The organism is Acidobacteriota bacterium, assembly GCA_009861545.1.
Taxonomy (GTDB): domain Bacteria; phylum Acidobacteriota; class Vicinamibacteria; order Vicinamibacterales; family UBA8438; genus WTFV01.
Map to the genome: position 1 here is coordinate 146237 of VXME01000160.1, position 23131 is coordinate 169367.

Below are 23131 nucleotides of genomic sequence, written 5' to 3' on the forward strand. Positions count from 1 at the left end.
GGCGTGCCCGCAACGGCTCGGCGTCACGCGCAGGGTAGGCACCATTTCGCAGAACGAGAGGTAACCGAATGACAGCGAACGACGTGATGGCAAAGATCAAGGACGAGGGGATCCGGGTAATCGACCTGCGCTTCGTCGACCTGCCCGGACTGTGGCAGCACTTCACCGTGTCGGCGAAGGAGTTCTCCGCGGACATCTTCGAGGAGGGGATCGGGTTCGACGGCTCGAGCATCCGCGGATTCCAGCAGATCCAGGAGAGCGACATGCTGCTGTTCCCGGATCCGTCGACCGCGTTCATCGATCCGTTCGCAGCCGAGACCACGCTCTGTCTCATCTGCAACATCAAGGACCCGATCACCGGCGAGTCCTATACGCGGGACCCGCGCCACATCGCCCAGAAGGCCGAGGCGTACCTGAAGTCGACCGGCATCGGCGACACCGCCTACTTCGGTCCCGAGCCCGAGTTCTTCATCTTCGACGACATCCGCTTCGGACAGACCTACAACGAAGGCTACTACCACATCGACGCCGGTGAGGGGTTCTGGAACGCCGGCCGCGCGGAGAACCCGGACGCCGCCGGCAACTCGCGCAACCTCGGCTACAAGCCGCGGTACAAGGAAGGCTACTTCCCGGTGCCGCCCATGGACAGCCACCAGGACCTGCGCACCGAGATGCTGCTCACCCTGGAGCAGATCGGCGTCGACATCGAGGTCCATCACCACGAGGTGGGCACCGCGGGCCAGGCCGAGATCGACATGCGCTTCGACTCGCTGGTCAGCATGGGCGACAAGCTGATGAAGTACAAGTACGCCGTCAAGAACGTGGCCCGGCGCCACGGCAAGACGGTGACGCTGATGCCGAAGCCCATCTTCCAGGACAACGGGTCCGGCATGCACGTGCACCAGAGCGTCTGGAAGGACGGCAGGAACCAGTTCTTCGAGGCGGGCACCTACGGCGACCTCAGCGACACGGCGCTCCACTACATCGGCGGCGTCCTCAAGCACGCCCCGGCGCTGCTGGCGCTGACCAACCCGACCACCAACTCCTACCGGCGGCTGGTCCCGGGCTACGAGGCGCCGATCAACCTGATCTACTCGATGCGCAACCGCAGCGCCGCGGTCCGCATCCCGGTCTATTCGAGCAGCGAGAAAGCGAAGCGGATCGAGACGCGCTTTCCCGACCCGACGTGCAACGGCTACATGGCATTCAGCGCGCTGCTGATGGCGGGCCTCGACGGCGTCCAGAACAAGATCACGCCGCCGGGGCCGCTCGACAAGGACCTGTACGACCTTCCGCCGGAAGACAAGGCCCAGATCGACAGCACGCCGGCCGATCTGGCCGAGGCGCTCGACGCCCTGGAGAAGGATCACGAGTTCCTGCTCAAGGGCGACGTCTTCACGAAGGACGTGGTGGAGACCTGGCTCTCCTACAAGCGGGAGAACGAGATCGACGCGATCCGCCTGCGGCCGCATCCGTGGGAGTTCGCGCTCTACTTCGACATCTAGGAGCTCGCATCCGTCCGGCGGGGTCCCGACGCACGTGCGCCTCGGGATCCCGCCCGTTCCTTCCCCGCCGTCTCCGCTGCCCCCGATCCGACGTCGACATCGGTCGGCGGTATGATTCCGCGGATGCCCTGCCGCCAGCCCCCGCGAGGAGTCGGGTCGACATGGACACCCTGAAGCCACGCGACGTCTTCCTGGCGAAGGAACTGTCGGCGGACGCCGCGGCCCGCTTCCTCGAACGCTACGGCCCGCGCGACGGCGAGGCGGCCGACCAGCACCTGCAGCAACTCGCCGACGACCTGCCCAGCCGGCTGGCGCTGGGCGATCTCGCCCCCACGCTGCTCGACATCCTGTCGACGACGCCCGACCCCGACGCCGCGCTCGTCGGCTTCTGCCGCTACGTGGGCGCGCGCACCCCGAAGGCCGCCTTCGTTCGCGAGCTGGCCGCCGACCCGCGCCTGCTCGACATCCTGATGCAGATCCTCGGGACCTCGCCGTTCCTGAGCGAGATCCTGATCCGCAACCCGGAGTACCTCTACTGGCTGCGGCAACGGCTCGACGCCGCGCCGCCCGACCGCGTCGACTACGAGACCGAGCTGGACCGGCTGGTGGACAACGCGGAGACCGTCGAGCAGCAGGTGAACGTCCTCAAGCGCTTCCAGCGGCGGGAGATGCTGCGCGTGGCGGCGCGCGACCTCTTCGGGATGCTCAACCGGGAGTCGCTGGAGACGACCACCACGCAGTTGTCCAACCTGGCCGACACCATCGTCGACCGGACGCTGCACATCGTCGCCGCGGAGGCGGCCGGCGGGCAGGGTCCGCTGCCGGGGCGGTTCGCGGTCATCGGCATGGGCAAGCTCGGGGGCGGCGACCTGAACTACAGCTCCGACATCGACCTCATCTACGTCTACGACGCTTCGGACGAGGAGGCCCGCGCGGCCCACGGACGCTACCAGAAGCTCGGCCGGCGTCTCACCAGCCTGCTGGCCGACCACACCGCCGAGGGCTACCTCTACCGCGTCGACATGCGGCTGCGACCGATGGGCGGGGGCGGCAACCTAGTCTACTCGCTGAAGCAGTCGGCGCAGTACTACGAGAGCCTCGGAGAGACGTTCGAGCGATTCGCGATGCTGAAGGCGCGGCCGATCGCCGGCGACCTGGAGCTCGGCCGGCGGTTCGTCGACATGGTCACGCCGTTCGTCTACCGCAAGTACCTCGATCACGCCGCGATCGAGGAGCTCGCGCGTTACAAGGCGCGCGCCGACCGCGAGCATGCGCGGCACGGCGACCTCGACCTCAACATCAAGGAGGGCCGCGGCGGCATCCGCGAAGTGGAGCTGTTCGCGCAGGTGTTCCAGTTGATCTACGGCGGCGACCAGCCGTCACTGCGAACCGGCCACACCCTGACCGCCCTGGACCAGCTCGGCGCCCACGACTTCATCGAGCCCGAGGTGCAGGCGGATCTCTCGACCGCCTACATCTTCCTGCGGAACATCGAGCACGGGCTGCAGGCGGCCGAGGGCCAGCAGACGCACAGCCTCTCGGCCAGCGCGCGCGGCCTGCGGGCGCTGGCGCGGCGGCTCGGGTTCGACGAGATCGAGACGCTCACCGCCGTGCTCGACCGCCACCGGGATCGCGTCCACGCCGTCTATGCCAACCTCTTCCACGACGAGACGGGCGAGGAGGGGCTGGCCGGGCGCGAGCTGTTCCGGCTGCTGGCCGGCGAGATCGACGACGAACAGGGACGGGCGCGACTCGCCGCGGCCGGCGTCGAGAACCCCGACGGGGCCCTGCAGGCGATCCGGGCTCTCGACGCGGCGCCGGCGCAGGGCCGGTCCTCCTCGCGCAACCTCCTGGCGAATCTGCTGGCGTCGATTCTTGCGACCGAGGCGCCGTTGTGTGCGCGTGGACAGGTCCTGATCCGCCTCGAGAAGGTCGTCGCCCGTGCCGGAGCGCCGGCCGCGCTGTATCGCACGCTGCTCGAGGATGACGAGTTGCGGCGCCGACTGCTGCTCGGCCTCGACGCCGGCGACCTGTTCGCCGCGCGACTCGCCGCCTACCCCGAGCTGCTCGACTTCCTGACCGCCGTGGATCTGGATCGGGATGCCTTTCGCACCGCGGTGATTGCGGCCTTCGACGAGGTGATCACGAACGGCGACGACCTGCCGTCGCGCTTCGATCCCTTCCGCCGCATCAAGGCCATAGAAGAGTTCAAGGTGCTCGCCGAGTGGCTGACCGGCCGGCGCCTGAGCCTGCTGAACGACAAGCTGTCGCTCGTCGCCGACTGCGCGATCGAGGCCGCCGCGCGGGCGGTGGCCAGGGACCTCCCGCCCACTCCGGACGCAACGGACCCGGACGCGGGCTGGACCGTCTTCGCCCTCGGCAAGCTCGGCAGCCGCGAGCTGACCGTGCACTCCGACCTGGACCTGGTCTTCGTCTACGCCGGCGAGACGACCGACGCCGCGCGGTTCCAGGGCCACCAGAAGTTCGTGCGCGCCATCTACGACCTGCTCTCCAAGAGGACGGCCGCCGGCTCGGCGTACGAGATCGACACGCGGCTGCGCCCCGAGGGCAAGATGGGAGCGCTCGCGATTCCCTTCCCGGCCTTCCAGCGCTATCTGCGCGAAAGGGCCGAGACCTGGGAGCGCATGGCGTGGACCCGCTGCCGCCACGTCGGCGGCGATGCGACGCTCGCCGCGCAGGTTCGCGAAACCGTCGACGGCTTCGTCTACGGGCCCTGGGCGGACGACATACCCGGCTACGCCCGGCACGTCCGCTCCCGCATCGAGCACGAGCTGGCCCGCGAGGCGGCCGGCGACCACCTGGACCTGAAGCGCGGCCGCGGCGGGCTCGCGGACATCGACTTCCTGCTACAGGTGCTGCAACTCCGCGAAGGGCCGGCGCGCAACGGGTTCCGCGTCGCCGGCACCCGCTGGCTGCTGGAGACGCTGCCCGAGACCGATTTCCTCCGCCCGGCAGAAGCCGACACGCTCCGCAACGCGTACTGGTTCCTGCGCGAATTGGAAACGGTGCTGCGGATCCACACGGACACCGGCGGCGGCGCCATCTCGACCGACGCCGACGGGGCGGAGCCGCTCGCGAGACGGTTGCGGAAGCCGATGTCCGGAGCGGAGCTTCTGGCGCGCTACCGTGACGTCACCACGCAGGTGCGGACGATCTACGAGGCCGGGATGGACCGGCTGGGACAGGATCCGGCGTAGCTGGCGGCCGATCCGCCGGCTACTGGTGCCCCAGCACCGGGTGCGGCAAGTACGGCTCCTCGAGACGGCGGCACTCCTCGTCGTCCAGCGCCACGTCGAGGGCCGCAACCGCGTCCACGAGTTGCTCGATCTTCGTGACCCCGATGATCGGCGCGGTGACACCCGGTTGTCGGAGGATCCAGGCGAGGGCGATCTGCGCGGGGGTGATCCCGCGGCGGCGGGCGAGCTCGACGACCCGGTCGACGACGCGGAAGTCGGAGTCGGCGTAGTACAGCGACTGGGCGTACTCGTCGGTCCGCGCGCGCAACGTGCCGCCGCCCTTGCTCTCTTCGGGCCCGCCGGACCGCTCGCGGTTGCCGGCCAGGAACCCGCGCGCCAACGGGCTCCACGGGATGATCCCGATGCCCTCGGCGCGGCACAGCGGGAGCATCTCGCGCTCCTCCTCGCGGTAGACGAGGTTGTAGTGGTTCTGCATCGACACGAAGCGCGCCCAACCGTGACGCTCGGACACCTGCAGCATCTGCCCGAACTGCCAGGCGTACATGCTCGACGCCCCGATGTAGCGCGCCTTGCCGGCGCGGACGATGTCGTTCAGCGCCTCCAGGGTCTCCTCGATCGGGGTGTGCGGATCGAACCGGTGGATCTGGTAGAGGTCGACGTAATCGGTCCCGAGCCGCCGCAGCGAGGCGTCGATGGCGTCGAACAGGTGCTTGCGGGACAGGCCCCGGTCGTTCGGGCCGTCGCCCATGGGGAAGAACGCCTTGGTGGCGATGACCACCTGGTCGCGCGTCGTGAAGTCGTTCAGCGCGCGGCCGACGATCTCCTCGCTGACGCCGCGGGAGTACATGTCCGCGGTGTCGAAGAAGTTGATGCCGGCGTCGAGCGCGCGTCGGATGAACGGACGGCTGGCCTCCTCGGGCAGGATCCAGGGACGCCAGGCCGTCGACCCGAAGGTCATCGTGCCGAGGCAGAGGCGGGAGACACGCAGGCCGGTACGGCCGAGGTTGACGCATTCCATGTCTTGTCTCGTGAGGTCCGGCCCGGGGGACGGCGGCCCGGACGCACTGCGCCTCCCCGTGGCGTCAGCCACGCGCGGGGCCGGCCGTGCGGCGCCGTGGCCGCGCCGGTTCAGGGCACCGTGTGGTAGTGGCCGTGCGCCGCATCCCACACCTGACGCGAACCTCCGCCGTCCGCGGTGAAGGTGTAGACGAGCACTCCCGCGATGGCCACGAGGACCGCGATGAGCGCGTAGGTGCCGAACTCGCTTCCGCCGTCCTGCTTGTCGGCGCAGCACTGCTTGTACTTGCGCCCGCTCCCGCACGGACAGGGGTCGTTCCGGCCGGCCTTAGCTGCTGCCATGATCTCGACTCCACGGCCAGTATACTGCCGCACGGTCCCGCGGCGGAACCCTGCCGACGGCCGGCAGGCTCGACGAGAACACGATGACCGAAACGGACGAAAAGCGCCTGAACGATGCGCACTGCCACTTCTTCTCGGCCGGGTTCTTCGACGCCCTGGCCCGCGATCCCGCGGCCCCGCCGGTGGCGGACCCGGCGGTCGATCTGCCGGCCGCGCTCGGCTGGGACCCGCCGGGGGACCCCGAGCGGCTGGCCGACCGCTGGGTGGCCGAGCTCGATCGCCACGGCGTGCGGCGCGCCGCCCTCATGGCCAGCGTCCCCGGCGACGAGACGTCCGTCGCGGCCGCGGTCGTGCGGCATCCGTCCCGCTTCGCCGGCCTGTTCATGGTGAACCCCACCGCGCCGGGCGCCGAGGCGGATGTCCGGCGAGGCTTCGGGGAGCACGGCCTGCGCTGCGCCTGCCTGTTCCCCGCGATGCACCGTTTCGCCCTCGACGACGAATGCGTCACGGCCGTCTTTCGGGCGGCGGCCGACCACGGCCGCGCCGTCTTCGTCCACTGCGGCGTGCTGTCGGTCGGCGTCCGCCGCAAGCTCGGCCTGGCGTCGCGCTTCGATGTCCGGCTCGGCGATCCGCTCGCGGTCGCGCAGGTCGCTTGCGCTTTCCCCGACGTCCCGGTGATCGTCCCGCACTTCGGAGCCGGCTTCCTCCGCGAGGCGCTGATGGCCGCCGACCTCGCGGCGAACATCCACGTCGATACGTCGAGCTCGAACGGCTGGACGAGGTACACGCCCGGATTGAGCCTGACCGACGTGTTCCGCCGGGCGCTGGCGGTGCTGGGACCGCAGCGCATCCTGTTCGGATCGGACTCGTCGTTCTTTCCGCGGGGCTGGCAGCGGCCGATTCACGAGGCCCAGTGCGCCGTGCTGGACGCGATCGACCTGGATGCGGAAGGCCGCGCGGCGATCTTCGCGGACAACTTCGACCGCGTGTTCGGGACCGCCGGAACCCTCTCGCCGCCGACCGATTGACGCCCGACATCCACCTACGGGACCAGTAGCAGCTTCCCGGTGTGGACGCTCGACTCCATGACCCGGTGCGCCTCGGCCGCGTCGGCCAGCGGGTAGGTGGCGTGCACGATCGGCCGCAGCTCGTCCGACGCGAACCGCGGCCAGACACGGGCGCGCAGGGCCGTCATGATCTCCGCCTTCTGCGCGATCGACCGGGCTCGCAAGGTCGCCCCGGTCACGGTCAGGCGGCGGGACATCAGGCGCGCCAGGTCGAGTTCGGCCTGCGCCCCCTCCATGAGGGCGATGATCACCAGGCGGCCTTCGATGGCGAGAGACGCGAGATTGCGCTCCAGATAGGCGCCGCCGACCATGTCCAGGATGAGGTCGACGCCCCGGCCGCCGGTCGCCTCGCCCAGAACCGCCGCGAAGTCCTCCGCGCGGTAGTCGATGGCGCGCTCGGCGCCGAGTTCGACGCAGGCCGCGCACTTGGCCGGCGTCCCGGCGGTGGCGAATACGCGCGCCCCGAACAGGCGCGCGAGCTGGATGGCCACGGTTCCGATGCCGCTCGACCCGCCGTGCACCAGCAGGGATTCGCCCGCCTCGAGCCGGCCGCGGTCGATGACGTTGGTCCAGACCGTGGCGTACGCCTCCGGCAGCGCCGCCGCTTCGATCAGCGACACGCCCGCGGGAATAGGCAGACACTGGGGGGCCGGCGCGAGGCAGTACTCGGCGTACCCGCCGCCGGTGAGCAACGCGCATACCTGGTCGCCCACGGCCAGGTCGGCAACGCCCTGCCCCACCGCCGCGACCGTTCCCGACACCTCCAGTCCCAGTACGTCGGAGGCGCCGGGCGGCGGCGGGTAGTTCCCCTTGCGCTGCATCGTGTCGGCGCGGTTGACGCCGGCCGCCGCGACCCGGATCGATACCTCGCCCGGACCGGGAACGGGCACCGGTCGGGTCCCGACCTCAAGCGCCTCGGGCGGACCGGACTCGGTGATCTCGACGACGCGCATGGTTCCGGGAATCGCCATCTGCATACTCCTCGATGTCCTGACGCGCCACGGCGCCCGGCGGCGCCGCGTCCGGGCCGGCGGGCCTCGGCGCGCGAGTATAATTCGTGTCACATGTACTGGTTGCAGTCGCGCCGCGCGCCTCTCTCGCGGAGCCGCCGATCATGGCCGTGACCATCAAGCGGGTCATGCTGTGGCAGACGGAGATCAGGAACGAGCCGGGCGCTCTCAGCGCGGTGCTGGAGCCGCTGGCGCAGGCAGGCCTCGATCTCCACGCGGTGATGAAGCGCTGCATCCCCGGCAAGGGAGAGCGCGCCACGGTGGAGATCCTCCCCGGCTCCGGCCGGCGGGCGACGGCGCTCGCACGCGCGGCGGGATTCAGCCAGTCGCCCACCGAGGCCCTCCTCGTAGAAGGGATCAACCGGCCCGGGCTCGCCTACGCCGTGGCCAACAGCATCGCCTGGGCCGGCATCAGCCTGCGGTTCCTCTCGGCGCAGATCGCCGGCGAACAGTACTCCGCGCTCCTCGGATTCCGGACGCCGGCGGAGCGCAGGAAGGGCGCGTCGCTGATTCGCCGCGTGGCGAACGATACGGAAGCGGCCGCGTCCGGGGAAGCGGCGCCGCGATGAGCGTGCGCATCGTCCTGGTCGGCTACGGCCGGATGGGCAAGGCCATAGACGCGCTGAGCGCCGACTACGGCTGCGAGGTCGTCGAGCGCCTCGACGTCCACAACAACCTCCACGGCGAGGGCATCGACTCGCCGGCGCTGCCCGACGCCGACGTGGCGATCGAATTCTCGCTGGCCGATTCGGTCGGTTCCAACGTCTCGAAGCTGGCCGCGCGCGGCATCGACGTCGTCATCGGCACCACCGGTTGGGAGGCGCAGGAAGCAGAGACCAGGCGGATCGCAGCCGAGGCGGGGATCGGCGTGGTGCACGCCGCGAACTTCTCGCTCGGCGTCAATCTCTTCCAGGCCGTGGTCGAGCGGAGCGCGGCGCTGTTCGCCCGCTACGAGGACTTCGGGAGCTGGATCCACGAGGCGCACCACGACGCCAAGCAGGACGCGCCCTCGGGCACCGCAATTGCCCTGCGGAACGCGATGCAGGCGGCGGGGTACACGCGGAACATCGACGTTTCGTCGACGCGCGCGGGCCGGATGCCCGGCATGCACACCGTCGGGTACGATGGTCCGTTCGACACCATCACCTTGACCCACGCGGCCCGCGACCGGGCGACGTTCGCGCGGGGCGCGCTGGAAGCGGCGCGCTGGGTGCGCGGCAGGCGCGGCTGGTTCTCGATGCGCGACGTGCTCGGCATCGACTGATTCGCGGGGGGCGCCATGCAGACACGCTGGGCGGGATGCGGCACGGCCCTCGTCACGCCGTTCACGGCGAGCGGCGCCGTGGACGAGGCGGCGGTCAGGCGGCTGGCGCGGCGGCAGATCGACGGCGGCGTGCACTTCCTGGTCCCCTGCGGGACGACCGGAGAGAGCCCTACGCTTTCCCACGCGGAGAAGGTGCGCGTCGTCGAGCTCGTGGTCGATGAGGCCGGCGGCGCCGTGCCGGTGCTGGCGGGCGCGGGCGGCTACGACACGCGGGCCGCGATCGACCTCGTGCGCGACCTCGCGCGGGCCGGCGCAACCGGCATCCTCTCGGTCACGCCGTACTACAACAAGCCCACCCCGGAGGGGCTCTTCCGGCACTACACCGCCATTGCGAACAGCACCGACCTGCCGATCGTGCTGTACAACGTGCCGGGCCGGACCGCCTGCAACATCGCCCCGGCCACGCTGCTGCGGCTCGTGGAGATCGCCAACATCGTCGGCGTGAAGGAGGCCTCCGGCGACCTCGGACAGATTTGCGAGATCTGCCGCACGGTGCCGGACGACTTCTGCGTGCTCTCCGGCGACGACGCGTTCACGCTCGCGGTGATGGCTCTGGGCGGCACGGGGGTGATCTCGGTGACCTCGAACGAGGCGCCGGACGCCATGGCGGCGCTCGTCGATCAGGCGGCGGCGGGCGACTTCACGGCCGCGCGCGCGACCCACGAGCGGCTGCTGCCGCTGATGCAGGTGAACTTCGTCGAGTCGAATCCGATCCCGGTCAAGGCCGCGATGGCCGAGCTCGGGCTCCTCGACCTGCACTACCGTCTGCCCATGGCCCCGCCGGCGCCCGCCGCGCGCGCGCGCATCGCCGAGGTGCTGGCGGCGACCGGGCTGTCGAGAGCGGCTGGTTCACCGGCGCGGCAGGCCTCGCCGGCATGAGATCCCGTGTCTCCGAGCCGGCGGCCACGCCCTGAACACGTCGCCCCAGGCGGAGATTGATACCGAGTCGAAACGCACATGGAACTCGCCGAGCGCATTCAGCAACTCCATGCCCGGGCGGCCGAGGCCGACCGGGAAGAAGCCCGCGCCGCGTTCGCGGCGCTCAGGAGAGAGCTCGCGGCGGGCCGCGTGCGCGCCGCCGAGCCGGATCCGTCGTCGCCGACCGGCTGGCGCGTCAACGCCTGGGTCAAGCAGGGCATCCTGGTCGGATTCCGCTGCGGCGACGTCGTGGCGTTCGACTCCCCGAGCGCCGACTCGCCCTGGCTGGACAAGGACACCTTGCCGCTTCGCCCCCTCTCGACCGGGTCGAACGTGCGGCTCGTACCGGGCGGCTCCTCGGTGCGCGACGGGGCCTTTCTCGGCCGCGGGGTCATCTGCATGCCGCCGATGTACATCAACATCGGCGCCTACGTGGGTGACGGCAGCCTGATCGATTCCCACGCCCTGGTCGGATCCTGCGCGCAGGTCGGCAGCGGCGTCCACGTCAGCGCCGGAGCCCAGATCGGCGGCGTGCTCGAGCCGGTCGGCGCCCTGCCGGTGATCGTGGAGGACGACGCGCTGGTGGGCGGCAACACCGGCCTCTACGAGGGCGCCGTCGTCAAGCGCCGGGCGGTCATCGGCGCCGGCACCGTGCTGACCGGCTCCACCCCGATCTACGATCTGCCGCGGGGACGCATCATCCGGCCGGCCGCGGGCGAGCCGACGGTCGTGCCGGAGGGTGCGGTCGTCGTCCCCGGGGCGCGCGCCGTCACCAGTGGCGCGGGGCCCGACTGGGGGCTGTCGCTCGCCACACCGGTCATCGTCAAGTACCGCGACGACCGCACCGACACACGCACGGAGCTCGAAACATGGATCCGCTAGCCGCCCCGATCGTCGACCTCGCCCGCACCCTCATCGATATCGACTCGACCAGCGGCGGGGAAGCCGCGGTGACAACGTGGCTCGCCCGCGACCTGCGCGAGCGGGGATACCAGGTCACCGAGCAGCCGGTGGTCGACGACCGGGTCAACGTCATCGCCACCGTCGGCGCGACCGAGCCGGAAACCGTCTATTCGACCCACATCGACTGCGTGCCGCCCCACTTTCCGAGCCGGTTGGAGGGCGATACGCTCTACGGGCGCGGCGCCTGCGACGCCAAGGGAATCCTGGCCGCCCAGATCATGGCCCTCGATCGGCTCCGCGAGTCGGGCGAGAATCGCGTGGGCCTGCTCGTCGTGGTCGGCGAGGAGAACGGCAGCCACGGCGCCCGCGCCGCAAACCGGCTCTCGAACCGCTCGCGCTACCTGATCAACGGCGAACCCACCGACAACCGCCTCGGCGCCGCCACCAAGGGCGCCTACCGGGTCCGCCTGTCGGCCACCGGCCGTGCCGTCCATTCGGCGTACCCGGAGTTGGGAGACTCCGCCGTCGAGAAGCTCCTCGACGCCCTGGTCGCCCTCCGCGACCTCGAGCTGCCGGTCGATCCCGTGCTCGGCGCGACCACCTACACGGTCGGTGTCCTGTCGGGCGGCGTGGCCCCCAACGTCGTCCCTCCCGTGGCCGAAGCCGACGTCAACTTCCGGACGGTCGAGCCGGCGGCACGCGTTCGCGAGCGGCTCGATGCGTCGATGCCCGGCTCGGTGTCGATCGACGACGTCATGATCGTCCCGCCCGTCCGACTGACGACCCTGCCGGGGTTCGAGACCGCCCCCTTCTCGTTCACCACCGACATCCCGTTCCTGACGTCGTGGGGGAAGCCCCTGCTGGTAGGGCCGGGCTCGATCCACGTGGCGCACACGGCGGAGGAGCATGTCAGGATCGACGAGCTGGTCGAGTCGGTCGATCTGTACGAGAAGTTGGCGCGGGACCTGCTGGCCGCCGAGAGCTGACGGCCCTACCGGCGGCCGCTAACCGCTACCGTCGCTCCGGATCGTCGGGGCACCCGCGTTGCGGTCCTGCCAACCCGTGATGCGGCCTTCCAGGTGCGCCAGTCGTTCGCCCAAGGTCCGGATCTCGCGAACGATCCACAGCGCGGCGGCGAGAATCATCGCCGGCGTGACCCAGGGCGGCCATTCCATCGACCAAGTATAGTGCTTGCAGTTACCGCGGGGCCACATCCGCGTTCGATCCACTCCGACCGTCGCCACCTCCACGGCGACCGGAGGACGGGTTACTGGTGAACATCGAAGCCGCTACCGGCGCACTACCTCCGCATCGAGGATCTCCACCCTGTCGACCGGCGTCTCCCCTTCCGTCGGCACCGCTTCGATCCGCGCCACGACGTCGAGCCCCTCGACGACGACGCCGAACACGGTGTAGACGCCGTCGAGCGCCGGGGCCGCGGAGGTCACGATGAAGAACGACGTAGACGCGCTGGCCGGATCGTCGAGGCGCGCCATGGACACGATGCCCCGCACGTGCCGCGTGTCGTTGAACTCCGGCTGCATGTTCTGCACGAAGCGCTGCTGGCGGTCGGTGAGCGGCTCGCGGCGGGTCGGCAGGTGGCCGCTCTGGATGACGAAGCCGGGCACCACCCGGTGGAACGAAATGCCGTCGTAGACGCCCGAGTCGACCAGCCGCAGGAAGTTGCGGACGTGGTTCGGGGCGCGGTCCGGATACATGTCGATCGCGATGCGGCCGTGGGTGGTGTTCAGGACCGCTCGGAAGGCGGCGAGCTCGGCGTCGGTCTCGGTCGTGAACGGCGGGATTTCCGGCGGGGGCTTGTCGCGGATCGTCACCCGGTGCACGGCGACCCGCTCGGCGGCGCGGCCCGCGGCGTCGACCGGCGTCCGGGAGATGCGGGTGACGACATCCATCCCGTCGGCCACCTGGCCCCAGATGGTGTGCTGCCCGTCGAGCCCCGGCTGGTCGACGACGCAGATGAAGAACTGCGAGCCGCCGCTGCCCGGCTGTGCGGGAACCAGCACCGCCGAGACCGTGCCCCGCACGTGCCGGGCGTCGCTGAACTCGGCGTCGACGAGGCCGAGACCGCCCTGGCCGTACTCCGCGGCGCGTTCCGGATCGGCCGTGAACGGGTCGCCGCCCTGGACGATGCCGTTGGCCACCATGCGGTGGAAGGTGGTGCCGTCGAAGTGCCCGTCCCCGGCGAGCTGCATCACCAGACCGACGTGGTTGGGAGCCAGATCCGGCCGCAGATCGATGGCGATCGTGCCGCGATCGGTCTCGAAGACCGCCTGCTTGCCGCTCATCTCCTCGAGCGTGAGCGGGGTGACGAAGGGCTCGCCGGCCTGAGCGGCCAGCGCCGGCGCAGACAGCCACCCCAGCACGGGGACCGCCGCCAGCCAGACGAGTCGATGGAATCCGCGGCGGGCGCCCCGCCGCACTCGAAGCAACGCACCAAGTTTCATCTGCACACCTCGCCCTGATCTAATAGCATGATCGGATGCCTCTGCTGAGCGAACCCGAACCAGTACCCCGTTCGGGCCGGGGATGGCTGTTCCTGCTCGTCGCGCTGGCCTTGGCCGCCGGCGCAGGCTACTACCTGTACCAGTCGGGGATTCTGACACCGTCCGAGGACGCCGACCGCCGCGTGGCCGCCGACGCGCCGGCCTCGTCCCGGCCCGCCCCGGCGGCACCGGTGGCGCCGGAGCCCGAACCGGCCGCGGGGGGGGGGGGGGGGGCGGGGGGCGGCCGCGCCCCCCCCCCCCCCCGCCCCGCCCCCCCCCCCCCCCCCCCCCACCCCCCCCCCCCCCCCCCCCCCCCCCCGCGCCCCCCGGGGCGCCCCCCCCCCCCAACCCCCCCGCGGCGCGGGCCCCCCCCGGGGGCCCCGCCCCGGCGCCGGAACCCGAGCCCGAGCCGGAGCCCGCAGCGGCGCCCCCGCCTTCCATCGGGTTGCGCGTCACCAGCGACGTGGACGGCGCCGAGGTGTTCATCGACCGCCGTTATGCCGGCACGACGCCGTTCGAATCGTACGACGTCGAGCCCGGACGCCACCGCATCAACGTCTCGGCTCCCGGCTACGAAGGCCATGCCGAGGACGTGGAGATCACCGACCGGCTGACGAACATCGACGTGCGCTTCCGGCAGGTCCGGCTGGACCAGCGCATCCGGGTCGTCCACAAGCACCGCTTCGGCGACTGCGAGGGCCACCTGGTGGCCACGACGCGCGGGATCGCCTACGAGACCGACGACGACGACGCGTTCGAGGTCCGCCTGGACGGTCTCGAGGAGTTCGCGGTCGACTACATGGCGCACAACCTGCGGCTCAAGGTGCGGGGTGGAAGGACCTACAACTTCACGGACGGCGAGGAGAACGCCGACGCCCTGTTCGTGTTCCACCGGGCGGTGGAGGAAGCCAGGGACCGGCTCGCCCGCGGGGAGTCGCCGGCAGCTCCATGAGCCCGAGGCCGCCCGCCCGCTGCCCGTGGGGCGCGTCCGACCCGCTCTACGTCCCCTATCACGACGAGGAGTGGGGGGTGCCGCTGCACGACGACCGGCGCCTCTTCGAGATGCTGGTGCTGGAGGGCGCGCAGGCAGGCCTGAGCTGGCTGACGATTCTTCGCCGGCGGGAAGGCTATCGCCGCGCCTTCGACTGCTTCGACCCGCGGGCGGTGGCCCGCTACGATGCACGCGACGTCGAGCGCCTGCTGGCCGACGGCGGGATCATCCGGAACCGGTTGAAGATCGACTCGGCCATCAACAACGCCCGCGCGTTCCTGGCCGTGCAGGAGGAGTTCGGCAGCTTCGACCGCTACGTCTGGGGTTTCGTCGACGGCCGCCCGACCCAGAACGCCTGGACGACGCTGGAGGAAGTGCCGGCGCAGACGCCGGTATCGAACGCGATGAGCAGGGACCTGAGGAAACGGGGCTTCACCTTCGTCGGCCCCACCATCTGCTACGCCCACATGCAGGCCACCGGCATGGTCAACGACCACCTGGTGGGCTGCTTCCGTCATCGCGAGGTCCGGCTGCTGCCCTGAGCGCCGGTCGAGCTCGACGCGGGCGCCGGGAAACCCGGGCGTTCACGGCGGGCTCGCGGTGACCGCACGGATGCGCTGCAGGGCTATCGCCGCGGCGTGCACCACGTTCAACGAATCGACGGCCGGCTCGATGTCGATCCTGACCCGCTCGTCGCACAGATCGAGCGCGTCCCGGCTGACGCCGTCGCCCTCGTTGCCGAGCAGCAGAGCGAGCCCGGCAGCGGAGCCGCGCCCGCGGCGCACGAACGCCTCGATCTCGGTCGCCGGTTCCAGCGGCGTCAGAGCGACCACGCGCGCTCCATCGTCCCGGACCCGCGCCAGCACGCCGGGCCAATCGCCCGCCACCCGAAACGGGAGCTGCAGGGTCGTTCCCATCGACGTCCGGATCGCCTTGCGGTAGAGCGGGTCCGCGCAGGTCGGCGACAGCACCACCCCGGCCGCGCCGAACGCGGCCGCGTTGCGGAAGATCGAGCCGACGTTGTCCGGGTCGGATACGCCCTCGAGCACGACGAGCGGACGTCCCGGCGCGGCGCGCGGAAGCCCGGCGCCGTGTGTCCCGGGCCTCGGACGCTCTCCCAGGGCCAGGCAACCACGATGGAACCGGAAGCCGGTCACGAGCCGCAACTGCGCGGCGTCGGCGACGTAGACGTCGGGCCGGCGTTCGTCGCCGCAGGCCGCCAGGGCCGGCGCCAGCCCATCCAGCGCGCCGTCGATGACCCGCAGCGACCGCGCGCGGAAGCGCGACGCCAGCAGGCGCTCGACCGCCAGCCGCCCCTCTGCAACGAAGAGCCCGCGATCACGCATCAGCGCCGGGTCAGAGACGATGCGGAAGTCGTCCAGGCGGGGATCGTCGACGGCGGCGACCCGGATGCGATGGATCGGCACGGCTACGCCGACCGCACCACCTGCCGCCGGCTGCGGTGCCGGTCGAGCACCTCCAGGCCGATGCGCTTGCTCAGATAGACCTTCGACTCGCGGCTGTCGGCGGCGTCCGGCTCGAACTTGATCACGTTGAACTCGAACTGGTCCAGGGTGCTGCGCATGTCGTAGAAGCAGTTCTTCGTCTTGACGACGATCTCGCTGAACCCGTTGTCGTGGGCCCACGCCTCCTGCTCTTCGGTAAGGGCCCGGAAGAACCCGCGCCCCCGCCAGTCGCGGCGCGTCCCGCCGAGCCAGTTGTAGAGCACCTTGCGATCCTGGAACTCGACGGTCGGCTGGAGCCGGGCCACCAGATCGGCCAGCTTCGGCTCCGTCTCGTGGATGCGGATCTCGTGCGAGACCTTGTAGGCAACCGGCACCACCGTGCCGGGATCGTCGGGCAGGGGCGCCTCGGCCATCAGGATCTGGTGATCGCGCTCGTCCAGCCGCCGAACCACCTCGGTAGCCGTCTTCCTGCTCGGGAACTCGCCGAAGTACTCCTCGATGTACTCGATTTCCAGTGCGCCCTGCTGCAACCCGTACTCGCGGATCCGGTACTCCATGGTGATTGGCGCGAGCATCATACACTGCGCACATGCCGGAGCTTCCCGATGTGGAGGTCTACGTCGAGTGCCTCGCGGCGCGCCTCGTCGGAGAGCGGATCGAGCGTGTCCGGCTGCTGCGTCCGTTCGTTCTCCGCTCCGTCGCGCCGCCCCTCGACGCCGTGGAAGGACGGACCGTCCGCACCGTCGAGCGCCTCGGCAAACGCGTCGTCATCGGCCTGTCCGGCGAGCTGTTCCTCGTTCTGCACCTGATGATCGCCGGCCGCCTGCGGTGGCGCGACCGCGGGACGCGGATCCCGCGCAAGCTCGGCCTGGCCGCGTTCGACTTCTCCAGCGGCACCCTGCTGCTGACCGAGGCCGGTTCCATCAAGCGCGCCGCGCTGCACCTGGTTGCGGGGCGCGCCGGCCTGTGCGAGCACGATCGCGGCGGCATCGAGGTGCTCGCCTGCGATCCCGGCGCCTTCCGGGATGCGCTCGTGCGCGAGAACCACACGCTCAAGCGGAGCCTGACCGACCCGCGCCTCTTCTCCGGCATCGGCAACGCCTACTCCGACGAGATTCTGCACGCCGCCGGCCTCTCGCCGGTCAAGCTGACGCACCGCCTGACGGCGGCGGAGATCGCCCGGCTGCACGAAGCGGCGCGGACGACCCTGCGGGCCTGGACGGAGCGGCTGCGGCGGGAAACCGGCGACCGGTTCCCGGAACAGGTGACGGCGTTCCATCCCGAAATGGCCGTCCACGGCCGCTACGGCAAGCCGTGCCCGACGTGCGGGTCGCCCGTGCAGCGCATCGCCTACGCGAGCAACGAGTCGAACTACTGCCCCGCCTGCCAGACCGGCGGCAAGCTGCTCGCCGACCGCGCGATGTCCAGGCTGCTCAGGGGTGACTGGCCCCGGTCGCTCGACGAGTGGGACGCGATGAAGGAAGAACGCAGCGTTTCCCGCCCCGCGGCTGATCCGCAGCAACGCGAACGTGCCGGGAACTGAACGTAGCAGGCGATCCGCGTCCGGACGCAGCGCAATCGTAACCACCGATCCCCGCCGCCACGACGGTGCGCCGCGGGCGTCCGAGCGCGGCCGCCGTCAAGGAGCCACGCCACGGAACAAGGCGGCCGCCGTGCCCAACGCCTCCCGGTCGCCCACCAGGATCGCGGTATCGCCCGGCGCGTAGCGGAAGGCGTCGTCGCGGCGGTAGATCGGCGCGCCGTCTCGCACCACGGCCACCTGGATGGCGCCCGTCCGTCGACGGAGGTCCAGCGTCCGCGCGTTCTCGCCGATGGCCGGCGAGCCGTCCTCGACCTCGACCAGCTCGAGCGCGTCGTGGATGCCGAGGTGCTGGAGCGCGTCCAGCGCGAGGTCCGGGGCGGCGGTCCCGCGCAGGAGCCCGTAGTGCTCGCTGCGGACCGCATCCAGCTCGTGCGCGATTCGGCCGGCCGGAATCTCGTAGCCCTCCAGCGCCCGCTTGAACAGCTCCAGCGACGCCTCGAACTCCTCGACCACCACGGCGTCGGCGCCCAGCCGCTGGAGCTCGTCGATGGCGCGCACGTAGCGGGTGCGAACGACGATGCGGGCGGCGGGCGCCAGTTCACGCGCCGCGGCAACGCCCCGACGTTCCTCCATCGAAGAAGGGATGGCGAAGACGATGATGCGGGCGTGGGCTCCCGCAACGCGCTCGAGCAGCGCGTGCCGGGTGCCGTCGCCGTAGACGGCCGGTACTCCGTCGGTGCGCGCCTGCCGCACGAGCTCCAGGTTCTGGTCGATGACGGCGCAACGAATCCCCGCCGCGCGCAGCATGCGGGCCAGATAGCGTCCCGCCAGGCCGTAGCCGATGACGACGGCGTGGTCGCGGAAGCCGGCGGCGGCCGACTCGTCCTCGTGCTCCGTCCGGCGCCCTGGCGCGCGCCCCGCGGAACCGGCGAGCCGCGTCGCGACGGCCTCAGCCACACCGCGGGCCGACCCGATGAGAAACGGCGTCGCCATGAGCGACAGCGCCGCCACCGACAGGAAGGTCTGGTAGTCGTCGCCGGCGAACAGGCCCAGCGGGAGTCCGGCGGCAGCCAGCACGAACGAGAACTCGCCGACCTGCGCCAGCCCCAGGCCGCTCCGGAGGGAGATGTCGAGCGGCCGGCCGCGGAGCATGATCGCACCGGTCGCGACGACGGTCTTCAGGACGACGATCGAGACCGCCGCACCGACGACGATCAGCGGCCGCTCGACGAGCAGCGACAGGTCGAGCAGCATGCCGATCGACGTGAAGAAGACGCCGCTGAACAGCACGCGGAACGGAATGACGTCGGAGAGCGCCTGCTGGCCGTACTCCGACTCGGAGATGATCAGCCCCGCCAGAAACGCCCCGATGGCGAGCGAGAAACCGGCCGCGGCGCTCACCAGCGCCGTGCCGATCGCGAAGAAGCCGACGCAGAGCGTGAAGAGATCGCGGTTCCGCTCGGACACCACCCGATCGAGCGTCCAGCGCACCGCGAACCGCCCCCCGACCACCAGCGCGACCATCGCACCGAGGCTGACCAGCAGTTGCATCCAGACCGACGGCGCGCCCGGCCGGCCGGCGGTCCCGGCGAGCAGCGGGAGCAGCGCCATGATCGGGACGATGCAGAGGTCCTGGAAGAGCAGGATCGACACCGCCTCCCGCCCGTGCGGCGTGTCGAGCTCGCCCCGGTCCGCATACAGCTTCGTCACCGCCGCGGTGGACGACATCGCAACCAGGGCGCCGTAGAAGAGCACTCGCGCCAAGGGGATGTCCAGGGCCGTCCCGGCGGCGACCGCCAGCGCCAGCATGCCGGCCATCTGCACCCCGCCGGCGATCGCGACCGACCGGCCCCAGCGCAGCACGTCGGAGAGCGACAGCTCGAGGCCGATCTCGAACAGCAACAGCACGACGCCGATCTCGGACAGCGCCGCGACCGCCTCCGGATCCGGAATCAGGGCGGTGCCGGACGGACCGATGAGAACGCCCACGACGAGAAAGCCCGCGAGCGGCGGCAGATGCAGTCGATGCGCGAGAGCCACGACCGGCAGGGCCAGCCCGGCGATGATCGCCAGGTCGCGCAGGACGCCGAGGTCGTGCATGAGGACTTTCGCGAGATGCGGAGCGAGTGTAGCACTGCATGCTCGACCGGCCTCCCTCCCCTCGCATCGAACCCACCTGTCAACGGCAATCGCGCAGTTGCAGAGCGATCGCGCGCACTACGATTCGCAGGCCTTCTGCGACACCCGGCGCACCTGTCTTCCTACCGGCAGCAAGCGACTCTCGTATTCCCGTACTCCGGCTGCCCGTGTTCGGCTTCGCTTACCTCCGTCGTTCTTGCACGCCGTGCTGTAACGTTGCGCGGTTCCTGGAACGCATCGGCCTGAAGCGGAACGGATTCGAGCACCCTTCCGCGTGCGCCGACCGGGTTCGGTCGGCGGGCGTCTAAACCTCAGGGGTAAGAGAGAAAGTGCTGCTGCGCCCGGAAGTCGTTGTTCCCGATGTCGCGAACGTCTGAGTCCACAGTGTCTCCAGGCGGCGTCGAAGGCTCGAACGCCGCCAGACCCAGCATCCTTCCACATTGGCTGCTGCGCGCGCGAGTGATTCCGCCGCCGCCGCCCCCGGACTACGTACGCCCCGCACCGCTGCTGCGGCGCATCGACGGGGTGCTGGAGCGGCGGCTGACGGTGCTTCAGTCGCCCGGCGGCTTCGGCAAGACGACCGCGCTGGCGGACGTCAGTCATAGAAAGAGGAGAAAGGGCGTAGTGGCCGCCTGGCTTTCGCTGGACCAGGACGACAACGCGGACGTGTTCGGGCACTACCTCGCTCGCGCATTCGAGCACGCGGGCCTGAACCTCGCAGCGATCGGCAACGAGGACGCCTGGTCGTCGTCGCCGTTCATGCAGCGACTGGGCATGTTGGCCAGTGCGATCGAGCTGCACGCGGATCCGTGCCTGCTCGTACTCGACGAGGTGGATCTGCTGCCGCCCGGCACCGTCGAATCGGTCGGTCTGCTTCTGAAGGGCAGTCCCCGCAACCTGCACATCGCGATGGCGTTCCGGTCCAATCCGGGGCTCGACCTCGCGCCGAGCCTCCTCGACGGCAGCGCGATTGTCCTCAAGGCATCGCAATTCCGCTTGTCGCGGCCGGATATTGCCCGGTTCTTCGACGAGGCGCTAACGCGCCGCCAACTTGTCGCAGTCGAAGAGCGCACGGCCGGATGGCCTGTAGCGCTCATGGTCGACAAGAACAGACGCGCCGCCAGCGTGGAGCCGCTTGGCGGGGACATCGTCGGACTCTCCGAGAACTACGTGGGCGTCCGGTTGCTCCGAGGGCTGTCGAACCAGGACCGCCGGTCTCTCTTCAACCTGGCCGTCTTCGACTGGATCGATGCCGACATCGTGGACGAGGTGCTGGGTTCGAGCGACGCCCGCCTGTGCGTCTCCGCGCTGCCTTCGCTCGACGGCCTTCGGCTGCCCGTCGACGGGAACGATGCGGAGTGGCGTCTGCATCCGTTGGTCAAGGAGTACTGCGCCAGTCGATTCGCGGTCGAGAATCCGGTGCGCAAGCGCTTCCTGCATACGAGGATAGCGCGCGTGCTCGCACGACACGGCCACCTGGAACTGGCTTGGCGCCATGCCACGCGGGCGGGCGACTACCGACTCGTCGGCGAGCTCATCGAGAATGTCGGCGCGTTCGGGTTGTGGCTGCGCGAGGGCATAGGCGGACTGGCCGCAGCCGGCCGGTTCCTGACATCGAGGATCACGGCGGTGTCTCCGCGCCTCGGACTGCTGCGCTGCATCGATCTCAGGCTCGCGTCGAGGCACGAAGAAGCGTCGGCGCTGTACGAGACCATCGCAGTGGAGACTGACGGTTTCACCCGCGACCGGAAGGGTGGGGATCCCGAAGCGCTCACCGTCGACCGGGTCTTGACGCAGGCGGTGCTCGCCGGCGGCACGTGTCGTTTTCTGCACGGTGCGCTCGACTCGTTGGTGCCGGCCGGCGCGGCAGCCGAATGTTCCGGCGAGCGCCGCCATTTCGTTTCGAGCGCCCGGCATCTCCTGCGCTGCATCTCCTGTTGCCATCGGGCCGAGTTCGAGGAGAGCCGCCGCCACGGACTGAAGGTGCGCGCCCGTTTCGCAGACGACATGCGGTACGGGGACCTTTTCGCGAGCATCTACCTCGGGATGGTGGACATGGTCCAAGGGCGCGTGCAGGGGGCGATCGAATGGTACAAGCGTGCCCGGCGGGCCACGAGGGATTTCTTTCCTTCCGATCCCCGGCTGGCGACGAGCAACGATGTCCTCGCCATCGAGCTCGATCTCGAGCGGAACCGGGTGAAGGCGATTCAGCAGCGCAAGTTGCAGGGGTTCACCGAACTGCGGGGAATCTGGAACGAGATCTATGCGGTTGCGGTAGCGGTCCGCGCGGAACTGACGTTCGAGCAGTTCGACGGCAGAGCCGTAATCGAGTTCCTGGGCCGAACGGTCGAGGACGTCCGGAGGATGGGCGCCCGGAGCCTGGAGACCTATCTGTCGGCGCTGCTGGCCTACTATCTGGTCAGGGTTGGCCGGACCGCAGAGGCGGCGCAGGTCTGGCAGGAACACGCCCTGCCCTGTGAGACTTCGGAACTGCTCGATCTGGACGGCCAGTCCTGGCGCAGGATGGAGGCGCTGTCGTGCGCCCGCGTGGCCCTGCTGGTCGCGCAGGACGACCTTCGGGGCGCCGAGGAGCTGGCGAGCGCACTGTGGGTCACCGCATCGGAACGTGGAATGACCCGCACGGCGATGCGGGCCCTGGGGCTGTCGGTCACGGTTGCCCACCGGGCGGGTCGCGAGGACCGCGCACTCTCACGACTGGTCGAGTTCCTGCGCCTCATGAGCAGAGTGGACTACGTCCGGCCGTTGGTGAGCCAGGGAGAGACAGCCCGCACGCTGCTGCGACGTCTGCCCGGCACGGGTCTCGACGTGAGTCTGCAGAAGAACGCCGAGGCCGTGCTGTCGCACTTCGGCGAGCCATCCCGCGCCCGACCTCAGGAGTTCACCCCGCGAGAGCTGGACGTGCTGGCGGAAGTCCGCCGCGGCCACCGAAACAAGACAATCGCCAACGCTCTGGGGATAACGGACGGCGGCGTGCGCTACCACCTCAAGAACATATACCGCAAGACCGGCGTCCGTCGGCGGCTCGACGCCGTCCGCTACGCGGAGGAGAAAGGGATCCTCGGCTGAGTTACCTCGCTGTCCGCCAAAGCGGGGCTATGCGGAGCTCGGGACTATGCGGAGTTGCTCCGGGTTCCGCTTGCTCAAGTACCTGTAGAACCAATGA

The 23131-nt window shown here is 70.3% G+C and carries 18 protein-coding genes; 11 read left to right on the plus strand and 7 right to left on the minus strand.

Annotated features, from left to right (window positions below; all coding sequences use genetic code 11):
- Window positions 1-68 precede the first annotated feature (68 nt).
- Complete coding sequence (gene glnA / locus F4X11_25280) at window positions 69-1505, plus strand: type I glutamate--ammonia ligase (GenBank protein ID MYN68291.1); 1437 nt, start codon at window positions 69-71, stop codon at window positions 1503-1505.
- Between the two features lie 161 nt (window positions 1506-1666).
- Complete coding sequence (locus F4X11_25285) at window positions 1667-4723, plus strand: hypothetical protein (GenBank protein MYN68292.1); 3057 nt, start codon at window positions 1667-1669, stop codon at window positions 4721-4723.
- A gap of 19 nt (window positions 4724-4742) precedes the next feature.
- Here the strand turns inward: F4X11_25285 and F4X11_25290 are convergent, their stop codons facing one another.
- Entirely contained in the window at window positions 4743-5741 is a 999-nt protein-coding gene (locus F4X11_25290; GenBank protein ID MYN68293.1) for an aldo/keto reductase, read from the minus strand.
- Window positions 5742-5851: 110 nt separating this feature from the next.
- Window positions 5852-6082, minus strand: a complete 231-nt coding sequence (locus F4X11_25295) for a hypothetical protein (protein MYN68294.1) — start codon at window positions 6080-6082, stop codon at window positions 5852-5854.
- 83 nt (window positions 6083-6165) lie between these two features.
- Between F4X11_25295 and F4X11_25300 the strand changes: the two genes are divergently transcribed.
- Entirely contained in the window at window positions 6166-7110 is a 945-nt protein-coding gene (locus F4X11_25300) for an amidohydrolase family protein (GenBank protein MYN68295.1), read from the plus strand.
- A 14-nt stretch (window positions 7111-7124) separates the two neighbouring features.
- Here the strand turns inward: F4X11_25300 and F4X11_25305 are convergent, their stop codons facing one another.
- Window positions 7125-8120: an NAD(P)H-quinone oxidoreductase gene (locus F4X11_25305; protein ID MYN68296.1), complete on the minus strand. Its 996-nt coding sequence runs from the start codon at window positions 8118-8120 to the stop codon at window positions 7125-7127.
- Here F4X11_25305 and F4X11_25310 point away from each other — a divergent pair.
- The 4 genes from F4X11_25310 to F4X11_25325 all read left to right on the plus strand — a co-directional run bounded on the left by F4X11_25310 (window position 8101) and on the right by F4X11_25325 (window position 12290).
- Window positions 8101-9423 carry a hypothetical protein gene (locus F4X11_25310; protein ID MYN68297.1) on the plus strand — a complete coding sequence of 441 codons (1323 nt, stop codon included), beginning with the start codon at window positions 8101-8103 and terminating at the stop codon, window positions 9421-9423. The two genes, F4X11_25305 and F4X11_25310, sit on opposite strands and share 20 nt — an antisense overlap.
- A 15-nt stretch (window positions 9424-9438) precedes the next feature.
- Window positions 9439-10362 (plus strand): 4-hydroxy-tetrahydrodipicolinate synthase, encoded by a 924-nt coding sequence (locus tag F4X11_25315; protein MYN68298.1) that lies wholly within the window; start codon window positions 9439-9441, stop codon window positions 10360-10362.
- Window positions 10363-10440: 78 nt separating this feature from the next.
- Entirely contained in the window at window positions 10441-11283 is an 843-nt protein-coding gene (locus F4X11_25320; protein MYN68299.1) for a 2,3,4,5-tetrahydropyridine-2,6-dicarboxylate N-succinyltransferase, read from the plus strand.
- The gene (locus F4X11_25325) at window positions 11271-12290 is read left to right on the plus strand and encodes a M20/M25/M40 family metallo-hydrolase (GenBank protein ID MYN68300.1); all 1020 of its coding nucleotides are present in this window, start codon (window positions 11271-11273) and stop codon (window positions 12288-12290) included. The genes F4X11_25320 and F4X11_25325 overlap by 13 nt, the downstream gene beginning before the upstream one ends.
- An 18-nt stretch (window positions 12291-12308) precedes the next feature.
- Here F4X11_25325 and F4X11_25330 read toward each other — a convergent pair whose 3' ends face one another.
- Entirely contained in the window at window positions 12309-12518 is a 210-nt protein-coding gene (locus F4X11_25330; protein MYN68301.1) for a hypothetical protein, read from the minus strand.
- Between the two features lie 75 nt (window positions 12519-12593).
- Window positions 12594-13769: a hypothetical protein gene (locus tag F4X11_25335; GenBank protein ID MYN68302.1), complete on the minus strand. Its 1176-nt coding sequence runs from the start codon at window positions 13767-13769 to the stop codon at window positions 12594-12596.
- 82 nt (window positions 13770-13851) lie between these two features.
- Here F4X11_25335 and F4X11_25340 point away from each other — a divergent pair, with 82 nt between their 5' ends.
- Window positions 13852-14760 carry a PEGA domain-containing protein gene (locus tag F4X11_25340; GenBank protein ID MYN68303.1) on the plus strand — a complete coding sequence of 303 codons (909 nt, stop codon included), beginning with the start codon at window positions 13852-13854 and terminating at the stop codon, window positions 14758-14760.
- Window positions 14757-15341, plus strand: a complete 585-nt coding sequence (locus tag F4X11_25345) for a DNA-3-methyladenine glycosylase I (protein MYN68304.1) — start codon at window positions 14757-14759, stop codon at window positions 15339-15341. The genes F4X11_25340 and F4X11_25345 overlap by 4 nt, the downstream gene beginning before the upstream one ends.
- 42 nt (window positions 15342-15383) lie before the next feature.
- Here F4X11_25345 and F4X11_25350 read toward each other — a convergent pair whose 3' ends face one another.
- Window positions 15384-16856 (minus strand): RNA methyltransferase, encoded by a 1473-nt coding sequence (locus F4X11_25350; protein MYN68305.1) that lies wholly within the window; start codon window positions 16854-16856, stop codon window positions 15384-15386.
- On the opposite strand from F4X11_25350, the gene F4X11_25355 reads away from it, so the two are divergent.
- On the plus strand, window positions 16855-17808 hold the full coding sequence (locus F4X11_25355) for a formamidopyrimidine-DNA glycosylase (protein ID MYN68306.1): 954 nt from the start codon (window positions 16855-16857) through the stop codon (window positions 17806-17808). The two genes, F4X11_25350 and F4X11_25355, sit on opposite strands and share 2 nt — an antisense overlap.
- Before the next feature lie 96 nt (window positions 17809-17904).
- On the opposite strand, the gene F4X11_25360 is transcribed toward F4X11_25355, so the two are convergent.
- On the minus strand, window positions 17905-19908 hold the full coding sequence (locus F4X11_25360) for a hypothetical protein (GenBank protein MYN68307.1): 2004 nt from the start codon (window positions 19906-19908) through the stop codon (window positions 17905-17907).
- A 423-nt stretch (window positions 19909-20331) separates the two neighbouring features.
- Between F4X11_25360 and F4X11_25365 the strand changes: the two genes are divergently transcribed.
- Entirely contained in the window at window positions 20332-23034 is a 2703-nt protein-coding gene (locus F4X11_25365; GenBank protein MYN68308.1) for a hypothetical protein, read from the plus strand.
- Window positions 23035-23131 lie beyond the last annotated feature (97 nt).